The organism is Psychrobacter sp. CX21 (genome assembly GCF_057396255.1).
Window position 1 is genome coordinate 13,839 of record NZ_JBXYJG010000018.1, and the last position, 18,503, is coordinate 32,341.

16 protein-coding genes are annotated in these 18,503 nt (G+C 41.3%); 4 read left to right on the forward strand and 12 right to left on the reverse strand.

Translation table 11 applies throughout. The features are described 5' to 3' along the window. Positions 1-53 precede the first annotated feature (53 nt). Positions 54-806, forward strand: a complete 753-nt coding sequence (locus AC2SLP_RS10110) for a type 1 glutamine amidotransferase (RefSeq protein ID WP_486536545.1) — start codon at positions 54-56, stop codon at positions 804-806. Between the two features lie 37 nt (positions 807-843). Here the strand turns inward: AC2SLP_RS10110 and mutY are convergent, their stop codons facing one another. From mutY to AC2SLP_RS10130, 4 genes are all read right to left on the reverse strand, one after another. Continuing rightward, positions 844-2,049: an A/G-specific adenine glycosylase gene (mutY, locus tag AC2SLP_RS10115; protein WP_486536546.1), complete on the reverse strand. Its 1,206-nt coding sequence runs from the start codon at positions 2,047-2,049 to the stop codon at positions 844-846. Between the two features lie 48 nt (positions 2,050-2,097). Then, on the reverse strand, positions 2,098-3,009 hold the full coding sequence (locus tag AC2SLP_RS10120; RefSeq protein WP_486536547.1) for a GIY-YIG nuclease family protein: 912 nt from the start codon (positions 3,007-3,009) through the stop codon (positions 2,098-2,100). Between the two features lie 280 nt (positions 3,010-3,289). Further along, complete coding sequence (ylqF, locus tag AC2SLP_RS10125) at positions 3,290-4,276, reverse strand: ribosome biogenesis GTPase YlqF (RefSeq protein WP_486536548.1); 987 nt, start codon at positions 4,274-4,276, stop codon at positions 3,290-3,292. Between the two features lie 190 nt (positions 4,277-4,466). After that, complete coding sequence (locus tag AC2SLP_RS10130) at positions 4,467-5,222, reverse strand: dienelactone hydrolase family protein (protein ID WP_486536549.1); 756 nt, start codon at positions 5,220-5,222, stop codon at positions 4,467-4,469. A 311-nt stretch (positions 5,223-5,533) separates the two neighbouring features. On the opposite strand from AC2SLP_RS10130, the gene AC2SLP_RS10135 reads away from it, so the two are divergent. After that, positions 5,534-6,043: a YcgN family cysteine cluster protein gene (locus tag AC2SLP_RS10135; RefSeq protein WP_486536550.1), complete on the forward strand. Its 510-nt coding sequence runs from the start codon at positions 5,534-5,536 to the stop codon at positions 6,041-6,043. Between the two features lie 129 nt (positions 6,044-6,172). On the opposite strand, the gene AC2SLP_RS10140 is transcribed toward AC2SLP_RS10135, so the two are convergent. From AC2SLP_RS10140 to AC2SLP_RS10155, 4 genes are all read right to left on the reverse strand, one after another. Next, positions 6,173-7,453 (reverse strand): ammonium transporter, encoded by a 1,281-nt coding sequence (locus tag AC2SLP_RS10140; RefSeq protein ID WP_486536551.1) that lies wholly within the window; start codon positions 7,451-7,453, stop codon positions 6,173-6,175. Positions 7,454-7,578: 125 nt separating this feature from the next. Continuing rightward, on the reverse strand, positions 7,579-7,917 hold the full coding sequence (locus AC2SLP_RS10145; protein ID WP_486536552.1) for a P-II family nitrogen regulator: 339 nt from the start codon (positions 7,915-7,917) through the stop codon (positions 7,579-7,581). Between the two features lie 394 nt (positions 7,918-8,311). Next, positions 8,312-9,172, reverse strand: coding sequence for a universal stress protein (locus tag AC2SLP_RS10150; RefSeq protein ID WP_486536553.1), 861 nt, complete (start codon positions 9,170-9,172; stop codon positions 8,312-8,314). Positions 9,173-9,352: 180 nt separating this feature from the next. Next, the gene (locus AC2SLP_RS10155) at positions 9,353-10,855 is read right to left on the reverse strand and encodes a SulP family inorganic anion transporter (protein ID WP_486536554.1); all 1,503 of its coding nucleotides are present in this window, start codon (positions 10,853-10,855) and stop codon (positions 9,353-9,355) included. A 721-nt stretch (positions 10,856-11,576) separates the two neighbouring features. Between AC2SLP_RS10155 and murD the strand changes: the two genes are divergently transcribed. Further along, positions 11,577-13,088 (forward strand): UDP-N-acetylmuramoyl-L-alanine--D-glutamate ligase, encoded by a 1,512-nt coding sequence (gene murD / locus AC2SLP_RS10160; RefSeq protein WP_486536555.1) that lies wholly within the window; start codon positions 11,577-11,579, stop codon positions 13,086-13,088. A 226-nt stretch (positions 13,089-13,314) separates the two neighbouring features. Continuing rightward, positions 13,315-14,523: a putative lipid II flippase FtsW gene (gene ftsW / locus AC2SLP_RS10165; protein WP_486536556.1), complete on the forward strand. Its 1,209-nt coding sequence runs from the start codon at positions 13,315-13,317 to the stop codon at positions 14,521-14,523. A gap of 164 nt (positions 14,524-14,687) precedes the next feature. On the opposite strand, the gene gluQRS is transcribed toward ftsW, so the two are convergent. The 4 genes from gluQRS to AC2SLP_RS10185 all read right to left on the reverse strand — a co-directional run bounded on the left by gluQRS (position 14,688) and on the right by AC2SLP_RS10185 (position 18,450). Continuing rightward, entirely contained in the window at positions 14,688-15,722 is a 1,035-nt protein-coding gene (gene gluQRS / locus AC2SLP_RS10170; protein ID WP_486536557.1) for a tRNA glutamyl-Q(34) synthetase GluQRS, read from the reverse strand. Positions 15,723-15,779: 57 nt separating this feature from the next. Next, complete coding sequence (dksA, locus tag AC2SLP_RS10175) at positions 15,780-16,214, reverse strand: RNA polymerase-binding protein DksA (protein WP_486536558.1); 435 nt, start codon at positions 16,212-16,214, stop codon at positions 15,780-15,782. A gap of 528 nt (positions 16,215-16,742) precedes the next feature. Continuing rightward, on the reverse strand, positions 16,743-17,573 hold the full coding sequence (locus tag AC2SLP_RS10180) for a metallophosphoesterase (RefSeq protein WP_486536559.1): 831 nt from the start codon (positions 17,571-17,573) through the stop codon (positions 16,743-16,745). 73 nt (positions 17,574-17,646) lie between these two features. Continuing rightward, complete coding sequence (locus AC2SLP_RS10185; protein WP_486536560.1) at positions 17,647-18,450, reverse strand: metal ABC transporter permease; 804 nt, start codon at positions 18,448-18,450, stop codon at positions 17,647-17,649. Positions 18,451-18,503 lie beyond the last annotated feature (53 nt).

Here is an 18,503-nt window from a genome sequence, read left to right on the forward strand (position 1 = left end):
GAGTTTAGAATTTAATAAAAACAGTATCACTAATTTATCACCTAAGGATTATCATGTCTTTACGTATTCACGCCTTGTTTCACAATGATATGAATCATTTGGGTTCAATCCATCATTGGATAGAGCGCAATAATCATACTTTAACCCAAACGCGACTGTATAAAGACGATGAATTTCCCAATATCGATGACTTTGATTGGTTAATTATTATGGGTGGACCCATGGGCGTTTATGATACTGATAAATTCCCTTGGTTAACTGCTGAAAAATCATTTATTAAACGAGCGTGCGATGCTGGTAAAACCATCATTGGCATGTGCCTTGGCTCACAGCTAATTGCTGAAGTGTTGGGCGCAAAGGTTGGGCCTATAGCGGTCAAAGAGATTGGCTGGACCAAGCTTACACTCACCGGGCAGGCAAAAAATCACCCAATAGTAGCAGGACTGCCAACTGAGTTTACAACTTTTGAGTGGCATGGAGATGGGTTTGAATGCCCAAAAGGTGCGATACCCTTAGCTACTTCAGAGCATTGGCCAAACCAAGGTTTTATCTACCAAACACAAAAACACAAACAACGAAACACTTGGATTTTAGCGTGCCAGTCTCATTTTGAGGTTAATATGAATACGATTAGTAATTATATTTACAAAGGTAAAGGTATCTCACAACAAGATTTAGACGCCCACCCCAATAGCATTCAGCCTGTTGAAGTTATATTTGCAAATGAACCGCATTATGCCGATACCAACAATGCTTACTTCGATAACATATTGGATAACTTAGCTAAGCTAACGACCTCTAAATAGTTTTAAATGGAGACGCCTTAACCTCAGCTCTCAGCCCTTAATTTTGGGCGTTAAGCGTATCCAACACCTTAACCATAGCTTTGGGTAGACCAAGCGTTTCTTGTGCTTTAGTAGCAGATAACCACTTCAAGTTAATATTAGCGTCTTGAAGCAATTGAGTTAATTGCTTGGTTTGCTTAGCGCTTAAAGCAAGCGTTTGCGGTTGAAGATACCAATGGAAATGGGTCAAGGTATGCTTAATCGGAGCGGCTGCGAATAAGCCATCGGTAATAGAGTCGGCACGCAAGCTATGATCAGCTAACCATTTATCGATAATTTGCTCGGCAACCGAGTTTTCACTCTCATAAATCGAATCTTCTGCGGAGGTGGCAACTACTTTTTTGCCCAGCGTCTTTTTCTCAAACTGTAACGGCAATACCCAGAGCCCACCCCAGATGCCACTGTCTGGACGTTGTAACCATAATAACTGGTCTGATTGATTGCGCAGGAGTAGGGCATTGCTAAACTTGCTAGGTTTGGGTTTCTTTTTGGCTTTCACTGGATAAAACTCTGGTCTACCCTCGGCATAAGCAGTACAGTCAGTATGAATAGGACAAACCTCACAGCTTGGATTGCGCCGAGTACATAAGGTTGCGCCCATATCCATCATGGCTTGGGCAAAGTGTCCGCTATCGGATATTGGCGTTAATCGTTCTGCCAATGCCCATAACTCTTTATTAGTGGCAGATTTTGTGATGTCGCCATCGATGCCTGCCCATCGGGTAATCACACGTTTGACATTGCCATCGCATATAACCCCATAGCCATGTAAGCCCATTGCTACGATAGCGCCAGCGGTGGATTGACCCACGCCTGAGATGGCTTCCCAACCTGCCACGGTTTGTGGGAAGTCGCCTGTCTCTGCAATAATTTCGACCAGTTGTTTGGCGCCTTTGTGCAAGTTGCGGGCACGCGCATAGTAACCAAGCCCTGCCCAGTGTTCGGCAACCATATCCCAGTCGGCATTGGCTAAGTCCTGCACCGTTGGAAACGAGGTCATAAAGCGTTTGAAATAAGGGATAACAGTGGTGACTTGGGTTTGCTGGAGCATGACTTCAGACAGCCAAACTATATAAGGGTTTGGCGTGTCGGTTTGGTGCTGTTGCCAAGGTAAGTCATGACGTCCGTTTGTATCGAACCAGTTTAGGATGCGGGGTGCGAAGGTATCGAGTTCGGTGGGCGTGTGGTTGAACAGTTTTGACAAGAAATAAATTCCTAAATGATAAAGTTGAAAGGTTTATATACATTGAGATTAAGTTTCAGAGTCTTTTCGATAAATAGCGTCTAGCGTTTTGCCTTCCTTGTTAATCCACCATACCCAACCATTTGAAGGTCTACCTAGTACAAGACAAGCTGCCATACTAGGTGATTTACATAAGTAGTTTTCATAGAGTCGATAATAGGCGTCACCTTCCAAAACTATTTTACTCTGACTTAATAACTCTTCTTTTAGTTCTCGAACATAATCAGGAGCACTTGGCGTCTCACCTTTACGAATCAGAGAGTCTTTCATAATCACAAAGCCATCATCACTGTAGTAGCCTTTTGCATCTGCAAAAGAAGCCTTACAGTAGAAGATGGGCTTCTCAGATTGAGATAAAGTTACATCTGGAATGTCAGTAGTATCAATAACAGATCTTGCCGATTCGATGACTTGTAGGCTTTCAAAAACAGGCTGCCCCATCGTTGATAATAAGATACTCAAAGTATGAAATAACTCTTCGCAGTCTGCTCTAAGCGGTGGCGGGGTATGTGGAAGCATACCGTTATTACCATTTAATAGTTCATAACGATTGGCTTGTTTAGCAGTTTCAATGGCTTTGTATTCTAAGTAGAGCGCATGTGTTTGGGTAATAGTATTATTGGTGGATAACATCACAAATGCCCGTTCCCAAAAGTCCTTTTGCATATTATGTTGTTGGATACGGCTACGCAGCTCACCAGTTTGCCCAATATACAACTGGGGCAGTGCCATATTATCGTCACTACCGACCAAAAAATACAAACCTACTTGAGTTGCCTCAGGCATTGCTAAAAATTCCTTGATATGAACTCTAGGAACTTCGATAACTTGAACGGTACGCGTGGTCATTTCAGCACTGCGAATACCGCGTGGGTTACCTTGGGGTAGATAGATTTGTATGGTTTTAGCTTGAGGTAACATAGAAGGCTCATGAAGATGTATTGAATTGAATAACGATAAAGACTAGCAAGAACACGATGTGACCGCTAGCCCTGATTGTAGCGAATATACTTGGTAAAGCACTGAGATGCGTGCGCTTGGCAAATGGCGGTATCGTGGCGCAGGAACGGCAGTTGCCAATAGCGCACGCCTCAGTGCACGCTAAGATAGTAGCGAAAAGCAGGAAAAGCTACTAAATCTCAATTCAAAACCGCTCTACTAAAGCAACAGCCTACAATGTAAATTAATCAAGCTCGATTCGTTACTTACGGTTCTTTCTCGCCCGTCTCTTACGCAGCTTTTTCTCTTCAATTTTAGCCAATCGTTTTTCCTCAGCTTTGGCACGCAGTTCTTCAACAAACTTTTCTTCTTCCACGCGCATGTCGGGCGTCTCAAGAGTGATGCGTCCTAAAGTACCGCTGCGCAACTCGTTAATCAGAATCTCTGCCATACGGTAGATATCGACCACGCCACCTTTTTTAAGTAAACCACGACTACGTCCCGCTGCTTCAAAAAACTCCCAATCGGTATCGGGTAAGCTGTCTAGTTTATAGCGTTCTTTAAGCAGCTTTGGATAGGCTTTAAGCAGATATTCGGCGGTATAACTGGCAACATCATCGAAATCGAAAGCGGTGTCTTTAATGCCGCCTGTAGCAGCAAGGCGAAAGCCTGAGTTGGGGTTTTCGATTTTTGGCCATAGCATGCCAGGGGTATCGTAGAGCATTATGTCGTCATCAATTTTAATCAACTGCTGCGATTTAGTGACGGCTGGCTCGTCACCAGTTTTGGCAATACTGCGCCCTGCTAAGGCATTGATTAATGTCGATTTACCCACATTAGGAATCCCCATAATCAGCACTTTAATTTGACGCCCTGTACCAACCTTGTTAGGCATCATCTTTTTTATCATACTAATCAGTTGTTTTACCTGCGTGGCTTTGTTGTCGTCAAACGCCACAGCTTTAACTTTGTCTTGTTGTTCTAGATAGTTAATCCATGCTTGGGTTTGTATCGGGTCTGCAAGGTCAGCCTTGTTCAAAATCTTGATAACCGGTTTTTGACTGCCTTGCTCATTACTACGAAGGGCGGCAACCATCGGGTTTTCGCTACTGTAAGGAATACGCGCGTCGATGACTTCAATCACCACGTCCATATCGGGCATGATTTCTTTGATCTCGTTGCGGGCTTTGTTCATGTGACCCGGAAACCATTGGATACTGTTGGGCTTTTGAATGTTGTATTGGCTCATGGATATTTCACTTAAATTTAACGGAATTCGATTAACCCTAATTCTACACCATTCTACTGGTAATGACGGCTGTTGATTGTTGCACTAATAAGCTCAGGTTGAGGTAATATAAAAAAAGGCTGACACACTTAAAACGTGTATCAGCCTTTTATCATATTTTGTAGATTATTTTAAGGATAAAACCAATCCATTAAGCATCAAAACGATTGTCTAATTGGTTACGCATAAATTCAATCATCTTAATCCAGCTTTCATTAGCAGCTGTTTCGTTGTAGCCTAAATCAACATCGTTTTCTGCAGCACGTTTGTCAGCATTTGGGTTGGTAAAGCCATGTTTGGCATTGTCATACACGTCAATAGTGTAAGTCACGTCCGCATTGTCTAACTCTTGTTTTAAGTTTTCCACATCATCCATTGATACCATGCTGTCGTCGCGGCCATGCGCTACCAGCACTTCGGCATTAAACTTACCTTTTTCAGCCGGCTGCTTAGGAGATAAGTTACCGTGGAAAGTCGCCACAGCTTTAACTGGCATACCTTCACGCGCCATATCTAAAGCGATTTTACCGCCAAAGCAAAAGCCCACCACACCTAGACGGTTTCTATCAACTGGAAGTTGATCAGCAAAATCATCTAAAATAGCACGGCAACGACCCATTAATTTGTCTTGGTCATTTAACATCTGCGTCATCCACTCATTAGCTTGTGCTGCATCTGTGGTTAACTTGCCTTCGCCATATACATCCATCGCAACTGCAGCGAAACCGGCTTTTGCAAAACGCTCAGTGGTTTCACGCGGATGTTCAACCACGCCCCACCATTCCGGTGCGACTAAGATACCTGGAATTGAGCTGTCATCCGTAGCCCCTTCAGGAAGTGCCACATAGCTAATCAGTTCCATACCATAGTCTGCAGTGGTTTTTAATTCATAAGTCTTAATGTCCATAATCGTATCCTTTATTATTAGGTGTTTTTAGTAAATAGTTAGGGTTTGAATTATTGAATATCTTTGTTTTAATCCCAATTATATGAGAACTATCGATAGTTTAGAGTTAATATTATTATTAGCTTTATTATTTATTTCACCTCTTAACATAACAAAGACTATTTATAGATTCGATTGAAGAAATGTGAACAAGTTTTACGCTATGTCATCATAAAAAGATTTATAGTTGGTGTTGAATCAATTGGTCTGTCCCCCATTAAGCAATACAATGATAGCGATTTCATATATTAAAAAATTAAAAAGGAGATAGATTGAGCAATAGCGATGAATCTAACCCGCCACAAGAATCCAAATCGGTGTTAAGAGAAAATTTTTGGGAAAAACACCCACTTAATGAACTGAGTTTAGCGGAGTGGGAGGCCTTATGTGATGGTTGTGGCGGCTGTTGTTTAGAGAAATTTTTGGATGATCCCAATGCCCCCTATTTGGTAGAGTATACCGACGTCGCCTGTAAACTTCTAGACTGCGACACAGGCTATTGTTCTAACTACCTTAAACGGCATCATTATGTTCCTGAATGTGTGTCATTAACCTATGACAAACTCAAAGATATGATGTGGCTTCCTGAAAATTGCGCTTACAAACGCTTATATTTGGGACTTGATTTACCGAAGTGGCATCTTTTATTGACCAAAAATGCGGTAGTTACGCAGCAAGGTATGCGTGAAGCAGGAGTAGGGGTAGCAGGGCGCTGTGTGAGTGAGCTGTCAGTTAGTGAAGATGAATTAGAAGGGCGTATCGTGCAGTGGGTTAATGCATAAGACTTAAAATATTTACAAAGAAATAACGATAAAAAAAGGAGCCCATATTGGCTCCTTTTATTTGTTAGATTGGTCTGTTAATTATGTCAGACTTAGTTAACAAACTTAGGCTTAGTTAATAAACTTAGCTTAGTTAACAAACTCAGGATAAGCTTCTTGACCACACTCTGAAAGATCAGCACCTTCGTACTCTTCTTCTTCAGTAATACGTAAACCAATCACAGCTTTTAGAATGCCCCATACTACTAAGCTTGCTACAAATACCCAGATAAAGATTGTCGCTGCTCCAAAAAACTGTCCAAGAAAAGAAGGGCTATTGTCACCAGTTGCTGTAATTGGAACAATCATCAATCCAAAGAAGCCAACCACACCATGTACTGAAATAGCACCAACGGGATCATCAATTTTCATCTTATCTAACGCTAGGATAGATAGAACAACGATTACACCAGCAACCATACCAAACACAGTTGCTAATAGCGGTGTTGGCGTATCAGGACTCGCAGTGATTGCAACCAAACCTGCTAATGCACCGTTAAGTAGCATGGTTAAATCAGCTTTTCCGAAGATGATGCGAGCAATGATTAAGGCACCAATAGCACCACCAGCGGCAGCGGCATTGGTATTCATGAATACAATCGCTACTAAGTTAGAGTTTGCAATATCGCTTAACTTTAGTACTGAACCACCGTTAAAGCCAAACCAACCTAACCAAAGGATAAAGGTACCTAAGGCTGCTAAGGGTAAGTTAGCGCCAGGAATAGCGCGAACCTCTCCATTTTTGCCATACTTACCTTTACGAGCACCTAATAGTATAACACCTGCTAAAGCTGCTGCTGCACCGGCTAAATGTACAATGCCTGAACCAGCAAAGTCTTTGAAATTATAGTCAGCTAATGAGAAAAGCCCAAATACAGGTTTACTACCCCATGTCCATGCACCTTCCATAGGATATATGAAACCAGTCATGACGACTGCAAATGCAAAGAATACCCAAAGCTTCATACGTTCTGCAACTGCACCAGAAACGATAGACATACAGGTCGCTACGAAGACCACTTGGAAGAAGAAGTCCGAAGCAGCAGAATAAACTGAGCCGCCGTCAAAGCCTTCCTCTGCTGAAGAAGCTAAAGCATCAGCTACAACGCTTTCACCACCCATTATACCGTCTAAGAAATAACCACCGCCATACATAAACTGGTAGCCACATACCATATACATGGTACAAGCAATGGCAAATAAGCCAACGTTTTTAGTTAGAATTTCTGTGGTGTTTTTAGAACGGACTAAACCCGCTTCTAACATGGCAAAACCCGCTGCCATCCACATGACCAATGCACCACATATTAAAAAATAAAAAGTGTCTAAAGCATACTGCAATTGAAAAATATAGTTTAAATTCTCTTCCACGTTAATTCCCCCTTGGAATACATTCAAAATAGCGCATTTTATCTTTATACCTAGACATCTTTTATTTAGTGTGTACCAAATACTTTAGATTTAAGGCTTAGATAGTGACGCTAATTAGTTTTAGCTTAAATAGCGTCAGGACCTGTTTCACCGGTACGGATGCGAATGACTTGCTCGAGTGGGGAGATAAAGATTTTACCATCACCAATTTTGCCCGTGCTTGCGATGCGAGTAATGGCTTCGATAGCAGGCTCAACCATCTCATCGGTTAACGCAACTTCTACTTTTACCTTTGGTAAAAAGTCCACAACGTATTCTGCGCCGCGGTACAATTCGGTATGGCCTTTTTGACGTCCAAAACCCTTAACTTCTGTGACAGTAACGCCTTTTACGCCAATTTCAGATAAGGCTTCACGCACATCATCTAATTTAAATGGCTTTAGTACAGCTGTAATCAATTTCATAGGTATTCCTCGTAAATGATTTTGATATTGTTTGAGTTTGATTTGTTATAACAAACTGCTTGTTAATACAATAATTGAATTATCTGCTTTGATGTCATTGATTCAAGAATTATGCCAACCAAAAATGAAGGGGGAGGACACTTTTAGGGCTAAAAAATGCATCAAGACAGTGCGTATTAAATAATAGTGCACCAAAATAGCGTGCACCATATTAAACAATAACCAAATTATTATAAACAAGTTTACGCTTGTAGAGTTAGCGGTTAGTTAGCAATTTGTGAACACTAAGATAAAAGTTATAAAAAAAGGTGAGTTTAATAATAAGCTCACCAATATGACTACAATCTTGTTTAATTGATAACGACACTTTATCAATCTATCTTACTCATGTTGACTACATCTTCGGATACAGTAAATAAGGGGTTTGACTGGCTTTTAATAGCTTTCTAGTTTCACTACCATGTAAAAACTCATGTAATCTTGATTCACCAAATGCGCCCGTTATTAGCATATCTAGTTCATGCTGCTGCTGATAATGAAGTAAAGTAGCGGTAATGTCATGACCTTGGATTAGGTCTTTTTTACATTTAATTCCTGCCTGCTTTAAACGCGCATAAGCTTCACGTATGGCATCTTTATTTCGTTCGTTATCGTTTGCTACCATCACCACATGTATGAAAAGATTGCGTACAAGCGCGCTATCAGACAGCCATTTTAGTAAAGCAAGACAGGTAGGGCTGTTATCAAAGGCGAATAATGCTGATTTTGGCGAGGTAAAAGTCTCGTGGGTGACTAGGGCAGGGCAACGACTGGCTCGAATTAATTGTGATAAGGTATCTTTGCAAGTAACATGATGACCGATAACAACTAGTTGCGCCGATTCGTCAACATAGTCAAGGCTTTGTGCAATTGAGGCATGACGATGTAGTGTATATATTATATGCTCATAGCGGCCTTGATGCTGCTGGCAGTAAGCGGTGGCTTGTTCGAGTAGCAAACGGCCTTGATCGCGCAATTTACCATTAGCATCACGTTCTTCTATCGTAATTTTATTTAGTAACTGTTGACCATTATCAGCCATCAGGCAACCAGAGTAGTCTATAGCTGACTTATGGTGCACACTAGGCGCCGCATGTAGTAGCCCAATAGGCTGTTGTAATATTCTAGCTGCCCACATACTGGCGTTTAATACCGCTTGCACATGATCTGGACAATCAAGACAGGCAATAACACTATTGGGTTTTAAATTACTCATATGACATACTCATATCGGTATAATTATGTTTAACGTAAACTAAAAATCCCACTCAGGCAATACCTGAATAGGATATTAAATAAATTTGTAACAATGCTACTCATCGCCTCTATGCAGACGTACTGTTGTTATGTAAATACTGTTGTTCAAAAGTAGTTATATGCTAGTTGATATATGAAACTAGTCAAGTAAACCAATGTCACGGCGGTCATGTACTGAGAATTTATCGATAATCGTGCGACTAGCATTATTCAATCCCACAACTTTAACATCGATACCTTCGCGCTGGAAGCGTATCACCAGTTTATCTAAAGTATCGACAGCCGTAACATCCCAAAAATGGGCATGACTGACGTCAATAACGACTTTATCTAAGGCTTCTTTAGTATCAAAGCTATCTAAGAACTGCGTGGTCGAGCTAAAGAAAACTTGACCATGTACATAGTAATAACGGGTATGCGTACTTTCATCATATTCGCTAACGATACTTAAGAATTGACCAATCTTATTGGCAAAGAATAACGCAGAAAGTAACACACCCACCAATACACCATAAGCTAAGTTATGTGTAAACACTGTAGTAAGTACTGTGGCAAGCATGACGACGTTAAATGACATGGGATGCGTCTTAAATTCGCGCAGGGATTCCCAATTGAACGTACCAATTGATACCATGATCATGACTGCAACCAGAGCCGCCATTGGAATTTGGCTCACCCAGTCACTCAAGAATACCACCATAATTAATAACACCACACCTGCAATAAAGGTAGAAAGACGGGTACGTCCACCAGACTTAACATTAATAACAGACTGGCCAATCATGGCACAGCCGGCCATTCCGCCAAAGAATCCTGATACTACGTTAGCGATACCTTGACCACGGCACTCGCGGTTTTTATCACTGGGCGTGTCCGTCAAATCATCCACAATAGTGGCTGTCATCATCGACTCAAGTAGACCAACCACGGCAAGCGCAATTGAGTAGGGTGCGATAATGAGTAACGTCTCTAATGTCAGGGGAATATCTGGTAATAAGAACATCGGCAGCGTGTCAGGTAGCTCACCCATATCGCCCACATTACGGATATCTAGGCCCGTATACAGCGCAACTGCCGTCAAGCCTACAATACAGATTAGAGGTGAGGGAATGATTTTACCAATCTTAGGAATAAGCGGAAAACCATAGATAATTGCCAGACCTGCCGCAGTCATAATATAGACAGGCAATCCCACACGATCAACCGCTGGGTTTAATTCAGGGAGCTGAGCTGCAAAAATTAGAATAGCCAATGCATTGACGAAGCCTATGACTACTGAACGCGATACAAACCGCATCAGATTGCCAAGCTTAAACACCCCCATAATGAACTGGATGACCCCGCACAATAAGGTAGCTGCTAATAGATATTGTAATCCATGTTCTGCCACCAAAGTTACCATAACCAGTGCCATAGCGCCGGTGGCTGCAGAAATCATACCAGGACGACCGCCGACAAAGCTAATCACCACAGCGATACAAAAAGAGGCATATAGCCCCACCTTTGGATCAACACCAGCTATAATTGAAAACGCGATGGCTTCTGGAATGAGAGCAAGTGCTACCACTAGGCCAGATAATACATCACCGCGTATATTAGAAAACCATTCGTCTTGAATCGTATTTAAAGAAGGTACTATCATAGTATTTGAGTCGACTGCTTTTAGGTCAGGTTATAAAATAGGGTGCTGAACATACTAGGGGCTGTATAGAATTGATTAATTAGGACTGCTGATAGCTAAAATTAATCCAAGCTGTGTTCCAAACTAGGCGTAAACCGCTGATAATGCCCGAAGCGTATTGGAATTTAACTAGGTTTACAACAACGTTTGGGGCAATTTTAGCATTATCCTTGAGAACGGTTCTCGAGCAAAGCATTGCTCTGCCAGTTCCATGAATCAATTCTATACAGCCCCTAGGTTTAAATGCTGATTTAATAAAAAATATGCTTATAACGTATAAACGTACTACAAATATCATCTTATAAAGAGCAACTTAAGCCATGTGCATATCTGTATTAAAGTGCTCAATATAGAGTGTGATTTAATAATAAATGCCAGTCCATTACCCAAAATGCATATAACATTTTGTCCTTGACTGGCTAAATAAATCTAAATTAATAAAGTATTTAACGCGAATGATCTTGTAAATTAAGCTCATTGTAGCTGGGTCATGGTAGAATAAAGTTAGATTTTAAGTTTATATTTCTATTCTATATAGCTGCTAACCTGCGACCACTAATCGGCTATTTTAACATTATATAACGATGTCAATAAATATGAATTACCGTAATATCGCAAGGTATGTTAACTATTGCGTCAAAAATGGGTGCATCATATCACAATACAGAGATAAGGACAGACTATGAGTACCGACCAGAGTATGACTCAATCAAAAATAAGAGCAACAAACACATCGATAGATAATGAACCAACTGATGCTAATACTATAAAGAAGTCAGCATCTGATTCACTTATACAAAAAGGCAGTGGTCTACAAGTCGTTATTGGGCTTGGGCAGTCTGGATTAGCGACGGCAAATTATTTGTCACGCCGTGGTTATACGGTAGCGGTAACAGATGGCAATAAGACACCGGCGCTCGCTGATCAATTAGAATCAGACATTACTATTCGTGAATTTGGCGCTATTGATGGTGATTTACTCAATAGGGCTGCACGTATTATTATCAGTCCAGGCGTAGCGCTTAGTACTCCTGAGGTCGCTCAAGCCCTTAAAGCAGGCGTTCCTATTGTAAGTGATATACAGGTGTTCAAAGATGCCTGCCATGCACCTATTATTGCTATTACGGGATCAAATGCTAAAAGCACCGTGACGACTTTAGTGGGTGAAATGGCTAAAGATGCAGGCATTAAAGTGGGCGTGGGTGGCAATATTGGTGTGCCAGTCTTAAGCATGTTGGATGATGATAGTCTGGGTGACGACATGGAGCTGGTAGTATTAGAGCTATCTAGCTTTCAATTAGAGACCGTCACTAATTTAGGTGCAAAAGTAGCCACTGTGCTTAATATGTCTCCTGATCATTTAGATCGTCATGGCGATATGCTAGGTTACCATCAAGCCAAGCATCGTATATTTCAAGGCGCTAAGTCGATCGTGGTGAATCGTGATGACCCCCTGTCTCGCCCATTAATTGCAGATAATATACCGCGCCTAAGTGTTGGCTCTAATTCGCCAGATTTGGGAAAGTATGGCATCATTACCGAAGGCGAGGGCTCTCTTTATTTGGCGAAGGGCACAACCAAGCTAATTAATGCAAATGAGCTTAGCATCAAAGGTAAGCATAATTTAGTTAATGCTCTAGCTGCTCTAGCACTTGGTGAGCTTGCTAATTTTCCTATGGACAGTATGCTAGAGACGCTTAAAGCATTTAATGGGTTAGCGCATCGTTGTCAGTTTGTGGCGAATATTGATGGTGTAGATTATTACAATGATTCTAAAGGTACCAATGTCGGCTCTACAATGGCTGCCATATCAGGTTTAGGGTCGGTTTATGCGACAAAAAATGAAGGTAAAACGAAGTTATTGTTAATATTAGGCGGACAAGGCAAAAACCAAAACTTTGGTGAGCTTTCACCACTGATTAATAAATATGTGAGCCAAGTGGTCTTAATCGGTGAAGATGCCCAAATTATCGAATCGCATTTGAATGAAGCGAAGCTATTAGATAGTGTGGATATCCATTTTTGTGATAATTTAGATAAAGCGATGACAAAAGCTCAAGCTTTAATACAAAGCAGTATGTCACAAATTACTGCCGTGGTATTATCACCAGCTTGTGCTAGTTTTGATCAATATCCAAGCTATACCAAACGTGGTGAGCATTTTTGTGAGCTTGTTAATCAGCTCAAGGCTTAATATGTCTTGTAAGATAATAGATAACTTATATACACCCCATGCTAGCCTATGCAATGTGTTGAGAATGAGGTTTATATATCTTATCAATTAAAACGTACCAGTTAATACGAACTAATAATAACGTATGAATCGTTATGATTAGTGGTATAAATGAGATTGGCACTATAAATAATATGTTTATCGTATATCAGTAAATTTATAATAGTTTAAGTACAGTTGACACCCTATGGCTAAAGATACCTCAGCAACTAGATATTCTCCAAATGCTCTATTAAAACAATCCCCTTCTAACACCAGTCTATTCTCTTTGCCATCAGCAGGTAGCGTGCTACTAACTAGTGTGTGCTGCTTACTGGTATTAAGTCTAGTCATGGTGGCGTCTGCCTCTATACCGTTTGCTAACATGCACGACATGAAGCAGCTTCATTTTTTTGATAGGCAATTAACCTATATTACGGTCGGAATTATCGCTGGGTGGTTTACCTATAAAGTCATCCCACTACGCATGTTTTATGATATGACATGGCTGGGTATGGGCCTACTAACCATGTTACTGCTACTGGTAGCTACCCTTATATTCGGTGACGAGATTAATGGTTCTAAACGTTGGCTTGAGTTTGGGCCTTTTAACTTTCAGGTTGCCGAATTAGTTAAATTAGTGATGGTCATTTTCACTGCAGACTTTGTGGTACGCCGTGGTAATGAGGTTAGACGAGGCATTGGTGGCATCCTGCGTATGGGTGCGCTCATATTCTTATTGGTTATCTTATTTTTAAAACAACCGGACTTTGGGTCACTAGTGATGGTTGTAGGTGTGATTTTAGCCATATTTTTTGTCGCTGGCGCGCCGTGGAGTCAGTCTTTATTTCTGCTATTTATGGGGCTCGTAGCTGGCGCATTTGCGGTTATCTTTCAAGAATATCGTATGAGCCGAGTGACCTCCTTTTTAGATCCCTTTGATGACATTCAAGGCTCTGACTATCAGCTTGCGCGGAGTTTGATCGCATTTGGTCGCGGTGAGGTAACCGGGGTAGGGTATGGCGAAAGTGTGCAGAAGCTTGCGCATTTACCAGAAGCGCATACGGACTTCTTACTGGCAATCACAGGTGAGGAGCTGGGTTTGATTGGCGTACTTACCGTATTGGTTTTGGAAGCGCTTATTATTATTAGCGCCATGCGCATCAGCTACATTGCTCTAAAAAATAGACAAATGCGACTGAGCTATACCGCTTATGGGTTTGCTGTTATCTTTATTGGTCAGGTCATGATTAATGGGGGTATGAATATGGGCATTATGCCGACCAAAGGGTTGACCATGCCATTTTTTAGTTATGGCGGCTCGTCTATCGTAATCAGTTTGGTTATGGTGGGTATATTGCTCAAGATTCATAAGAAGAGTCCACAGATACCAGGCAAGTACTGCCGAAACTATTAAGGTCTGATAGCTATATGTCAATTAAATATAGAGGCCTTTACAATATAGTAATTAAGAGTAGAACAGTTGAGTATAAGGTTATCAAGAACAGAGCAATCAAGAATATAGAGGGTAGCTGTAGAACAGATAGCTAACAACTGGCTGTAAACCCGTGCAACATCAAACTAAATTTGACCCAAGCACTGCTCATTGCGTAGCGGCGAGTTAGTCCACTGTTTTACAGCTTGACTTAACATAATCTCTGGCGCATCAACCTCAACTGGGGGCTGCTTCAATAACTGAAGAGACAGCTGAATAAGTGCCTGACACTTTTTTGTACTTGAGGTATCAATAGGTGTGGCTAAGTTTTGTTTAGATAGTTTCTGACCTTGCGCGTTTTCTACTAACGGCAAGTGATACCAGTGTTCGACGGCGGGTAACTCTAAATACTGCATAATGCTTATTTGAGCTGTGGTCAGCGGTAAGATATCAAGCCCCCGCATCACATGAGAGACGCCCTGCATGCCATCGTCCACACTGGCTGCTAAGAAGTAGTTGAAAATATTATCTGCTCGGCGCAGTACCACATCGCCCAACGTCTGTTGAGGGTTAGACCACTGCATGCCTTGAAGATGGTCCATAAACCCAATGATATAATTGGGCAATTGAATACGCGCTTTCAACCCCTCTATTGACAATTCAGGCCCCATTTCAGAGTCATGAAAAGACGAATCTTGCAATGAAGAATTTTGCAATAATGCGTTTTTAGAAAACGAGGTGCTTGTAGAAGGAGTGGATAAATTAAAAGGGGTGCGTGAATTACGCAAAGGCAAACAATATCTAGGATATATCTCATGGCCACTTAATTGTTTACGAGAACAGCTACAGCCATACACCCGTCTGTTTAAGACATTAAACAACATATCATTATAGATATCTTCACGCTCGGATTGATACCATATCTCCCCATCCCAGTGCAGTCCTAAATTCTCCAAATCTATTAATATCTGTTGGCTAAAGCTAGGATCGCAGCGCTGATGATCCGTATCTTCAATCCGCAACAACCATAGACCATTCAAAGACTTGATATGACAATAGCTTGCAATAGCTGTGGTTAGCGAACCTAGATGCAGCTCACCTGTAGGGGAGGGGGCGAAACGGCCCACAACTGGCCGATAAATAGGGCAAGATGTGGGCCGTTCAGAAGTAGGTATGATCATAAACAAAGGGCGTCACTAGCAGGTAAGAAAACGAACATTTAAATACTGCTGTAGATCTTAAGAATGACCCCAGTTTTGACGTTCTTTAATTTCAGACAACGTTTTACAATCAATGCACTGAGTAGCTGTAGGTCGTGCTTCTAAGCGGCGAAGTCCAATTTCAACACCACAGGTTTCACAAAACCCATAATCACCGCTGCTGATCTCTCCCAGCGACTTATCAATTTTGCGAATAAGCTTGCGTTCACGATCACGAGTACGCAGCTCTAAGGCAAACTCTTCTTCTTGAGTTGCACGATCATTCGTATCTGATAAAGAGGCAGATTCATCTTGAATGTAACTTTTCGTTCGGTCAGCATCACCTACAAGTTGTTGCTTCCATGCTTTAAGCATTGATTCAAAGTGTGCTAGCTGCTCATCTGACATATATTCTTCATCAGCTTTTGCTTCATAAGGCTTAAAAAGCAGGTCGTCAGTAGTAGTTTGACTCATCACAGTTTCCTATATCCTATCCATTTCATTTTAGGGTGCTGAAAATCATTGAACCTTATATCATAGTTTTATAACATATGCGAGAATTATATATTGACTGTATCGTAATACTAGGGTCTCGCAAACCTTCGGTATTTATTTTCATTATAGTCAAAGAACCCTGAAATGATTACAAAGTTACCAAGTACAATTACTATTCGCGTAGACTTAGTGAGGTTAACGCATAACCGTTTAGTAATTCACTGACTATAGGTTATTATTATATATAACCTGTATCACACCGCAGCTTTAGCCATCAGAACTAATTTTTTGACTATTAGGGCAAGTTCCTAATTGGTACTCCTAATATAGATGGCCACAAAATGGCTATATTCTCGCTAATCTTTGCTTATTTTTAGATAATATATCTATATTCTCTGCAAAATTTACTTTGATTGGCAAAAGTCTATCTCATTTTTAGCCTCACCAACCAAATACGGACACCCCCTAACCATTAAATTGCATAGCATTTATGTTATGGCGTTTATATTATCGATTGATGCGTTGAATATGGCTGTCATGCAATCCCTCACGGCATAATGTTATCCAGCGATAACCGGGTTTTGCCTGTTCATCAATAGCAAACTTATCTTCCTTAGGTTTGAATTGATAACATGTGGATGGCGTGGTGTACATCTTTATTCCTAAGTGTTCATAATCTTGGTGTTGATGCACATGCCCGCACACAATCGCCTTAAGATTAGAATGCTTTTCTGCCATACGCCATAAGGCGTCTGCATCTTTTGCAATATGATTATCTATCCATGCAGAATTCATTGATAGCACGTGATGATGCATTGCAATTATGACAGGATGATGACTGCTTTGAATATTATGGTGCAGCCACTTAATATTGTCAGTACCGATATTGCCATACACCTGTCCGGGCACGCTTGAATCAATCAATAATATTTTCCAGTTATTTGCCATGATTACGTGCTGCGAAAGCAATCGCTCATCAGGCTTACGTGCGATAAATTGGCGCTGATCAAAAGATGCTTTAGAACCAATTTCGTCCGTGACATCATGATTCCCTGCTATCCATGCAAAGGGGATGCCAGTTTGATGTAATAGGTGATAGATGCGGTCATATATTTCTAAATGGACTTCATTTACCAAATCCCCTGTGAGCAGAATAAGGTCACACCGTTTATTCTCACTCAGTGCTTGGGTCAAACAGGCCTCGAAACTTAGCTGATTATTGATACCAGATGTTTCAGTATTAGGGTCCAGATAAAGATGAAGATCTGTCAGCTGCAAGATATTAACGATACCATCGTCAGTAATTATCTGCGTGGGCGGATACTCGATAGAATTCATAAGATGGCCTTATGGGTATCAAAATGGGTGTCTAAATGGCTGTCATATAGGTTACTAAAAAGAGGTGAAAGAGTTAAGAGAGACGTGTCAAGCTAAATGCAGTTATAAAAGTCAATGCAAGTCCTAGAACAATGGCCAAACCTGTTTGAATGTCCAATAGAACACTGCCCCATACACCAGCAGTAACCGCTACTTGTGCCAAAATAACCGATATGATGACCATTTGCTTGGGAGAATGGGCGAATAGGCGAGCGGTCAAGGCAGGAAGTATTAATAAGCCACTTATCAGCAAGCTACCCACAGCTTGCAGCGCCAAGGCACAAAAGCCTGCTAATATACCCATAAAAAATATGCGTTGATATGCTGCGTTTATTCCAGCAACTTGTGCCAATTCGCGATGTGTTGCTAACAGAACTTGAGCACGCCAGATATAGATTAAAAAAGCGAGACCAATAGCGACACAAACCGTTAATACTGGCAAATCGCCCCAGCTCACTTCTAATAAATTGCCGAACAAATAACCCAAAACATTTGATTGCATTTGGGTAAGATGCGTCAAGGTTAACAGCCCAAAACAGAGCATGGTAACTGATACCACGGCTAAAACCGCATCATTTGGCAAACGTTCGTCATCAAGCCAAATAAGCCCCATCACCACTAATACACTCACAAGGGTGATACCAATAGCGAAGGGCATTTGAAACAATGCTGCCAGCGCCACGCCAAATAATGTGCCATGTGCCAAGGCATCTGCAAAGAATGCCATACGGCGCCATAGTACCAAACACCCAAGCGGTGCGGATAAAAGTGCCAATACACTACCAGCTATCCAAGCAGGAGCAATGATTTCTAGCCATTGTATAAAGAAAGTTGGCATAATGGGTCAATTCCGGCAACGATGAATGATCAATTGATCCTAAGAAGCTATGT

Bases quoted from the DNA above. Each gene is read 5' to 3' on its own strand.
- AC2SLP_RS10185 (WP_486536560.1), bottom strand. From the start codon at position 18,450: ATGCCAACTTTCTTTATACAATGGCTAGAAATCATTGCTCCTGCTTGG.
- AC2SLP_RS10145 (WP_486536552.1), bottom strand. From the start codon at position 7,917: ATGAAATTGATTACAGCTGTACTAAAGCCATTTAAATTAGATGATGTG.
- murD (WP_486536555.1), top strand. From the start codon at position 11,577: ATGAGTACCGACCAGAGTATGACTCAATCAAAAATAAGAGCAACAAAC.
- AC2SLP_RS10120 (WP_486536547.1), bottom strand. From the start codon at position 3,009: ATGTTACCTCAAGCTAAAACCATACAAATCTATCTACCCCAAGGTAAC.
- AC2SLP_RS10110 (WP_486536545.1), top strand. From the start codon at position 54: ATGTCTTTACGTATTCACGCCTTGTTTCACAATGATATGAATCATTTG.
- ftsW (WP_486536556.1), top strand. From the start codon at position 13,315: ATGGCTAAAGATACCTCAGCAACTAGATATTCTCCAAATGCTCTATTA.
- AC2SLP_RS10155 (WP_486536554.1), bottom strand. From the start codon at position 10,855: ATGATAGTACCTTCTTTAAATACGATTCAAGACGAATGGTTTTCTAAT.
- gluQRS (WP_486536557.1), bottom strand. From the start codon at position 15,722: ATGATCATACCTACTTCTGAACGGCCCACATCTTGCCCTATTTATCGG.
- ylqF (WP_486536548.1), bottom strand. From the start codon at position 4,276: ATGAGCCAATACAACATTCAAAAGCCCAACAGTATCCAATGGTTTCCG.
- AC2SLP_RS10180 (WP_486536559.1), bottom strand. From the start codon at position 17,573: ATGAATTCTATCGAGTATCCGCCCACGCAGATAATTACTGACGATGGT.
- dksA (WP_486536558.1), bottom strand. From the start codon at position 16,214: ATGAGTCAAACTACTACTGACGACCTGCTTTTTAAGCCTTATGAAGCA.
- AC2SLP_RS10130 (WP_486536549.1), bottom strand. From the start codon at position 5,222: ATGGACATTAAGACTTATGAATTAAAAACCACTGCAGACTATGGTATG.
- AC2SLP_RS10150 (WP_486536553.1), bottom strand. From the start codon at position 9,172: ATGAGTAATTTAAAACCCAATAGTGTTATTGCCTGTCTTGATTGTCCA.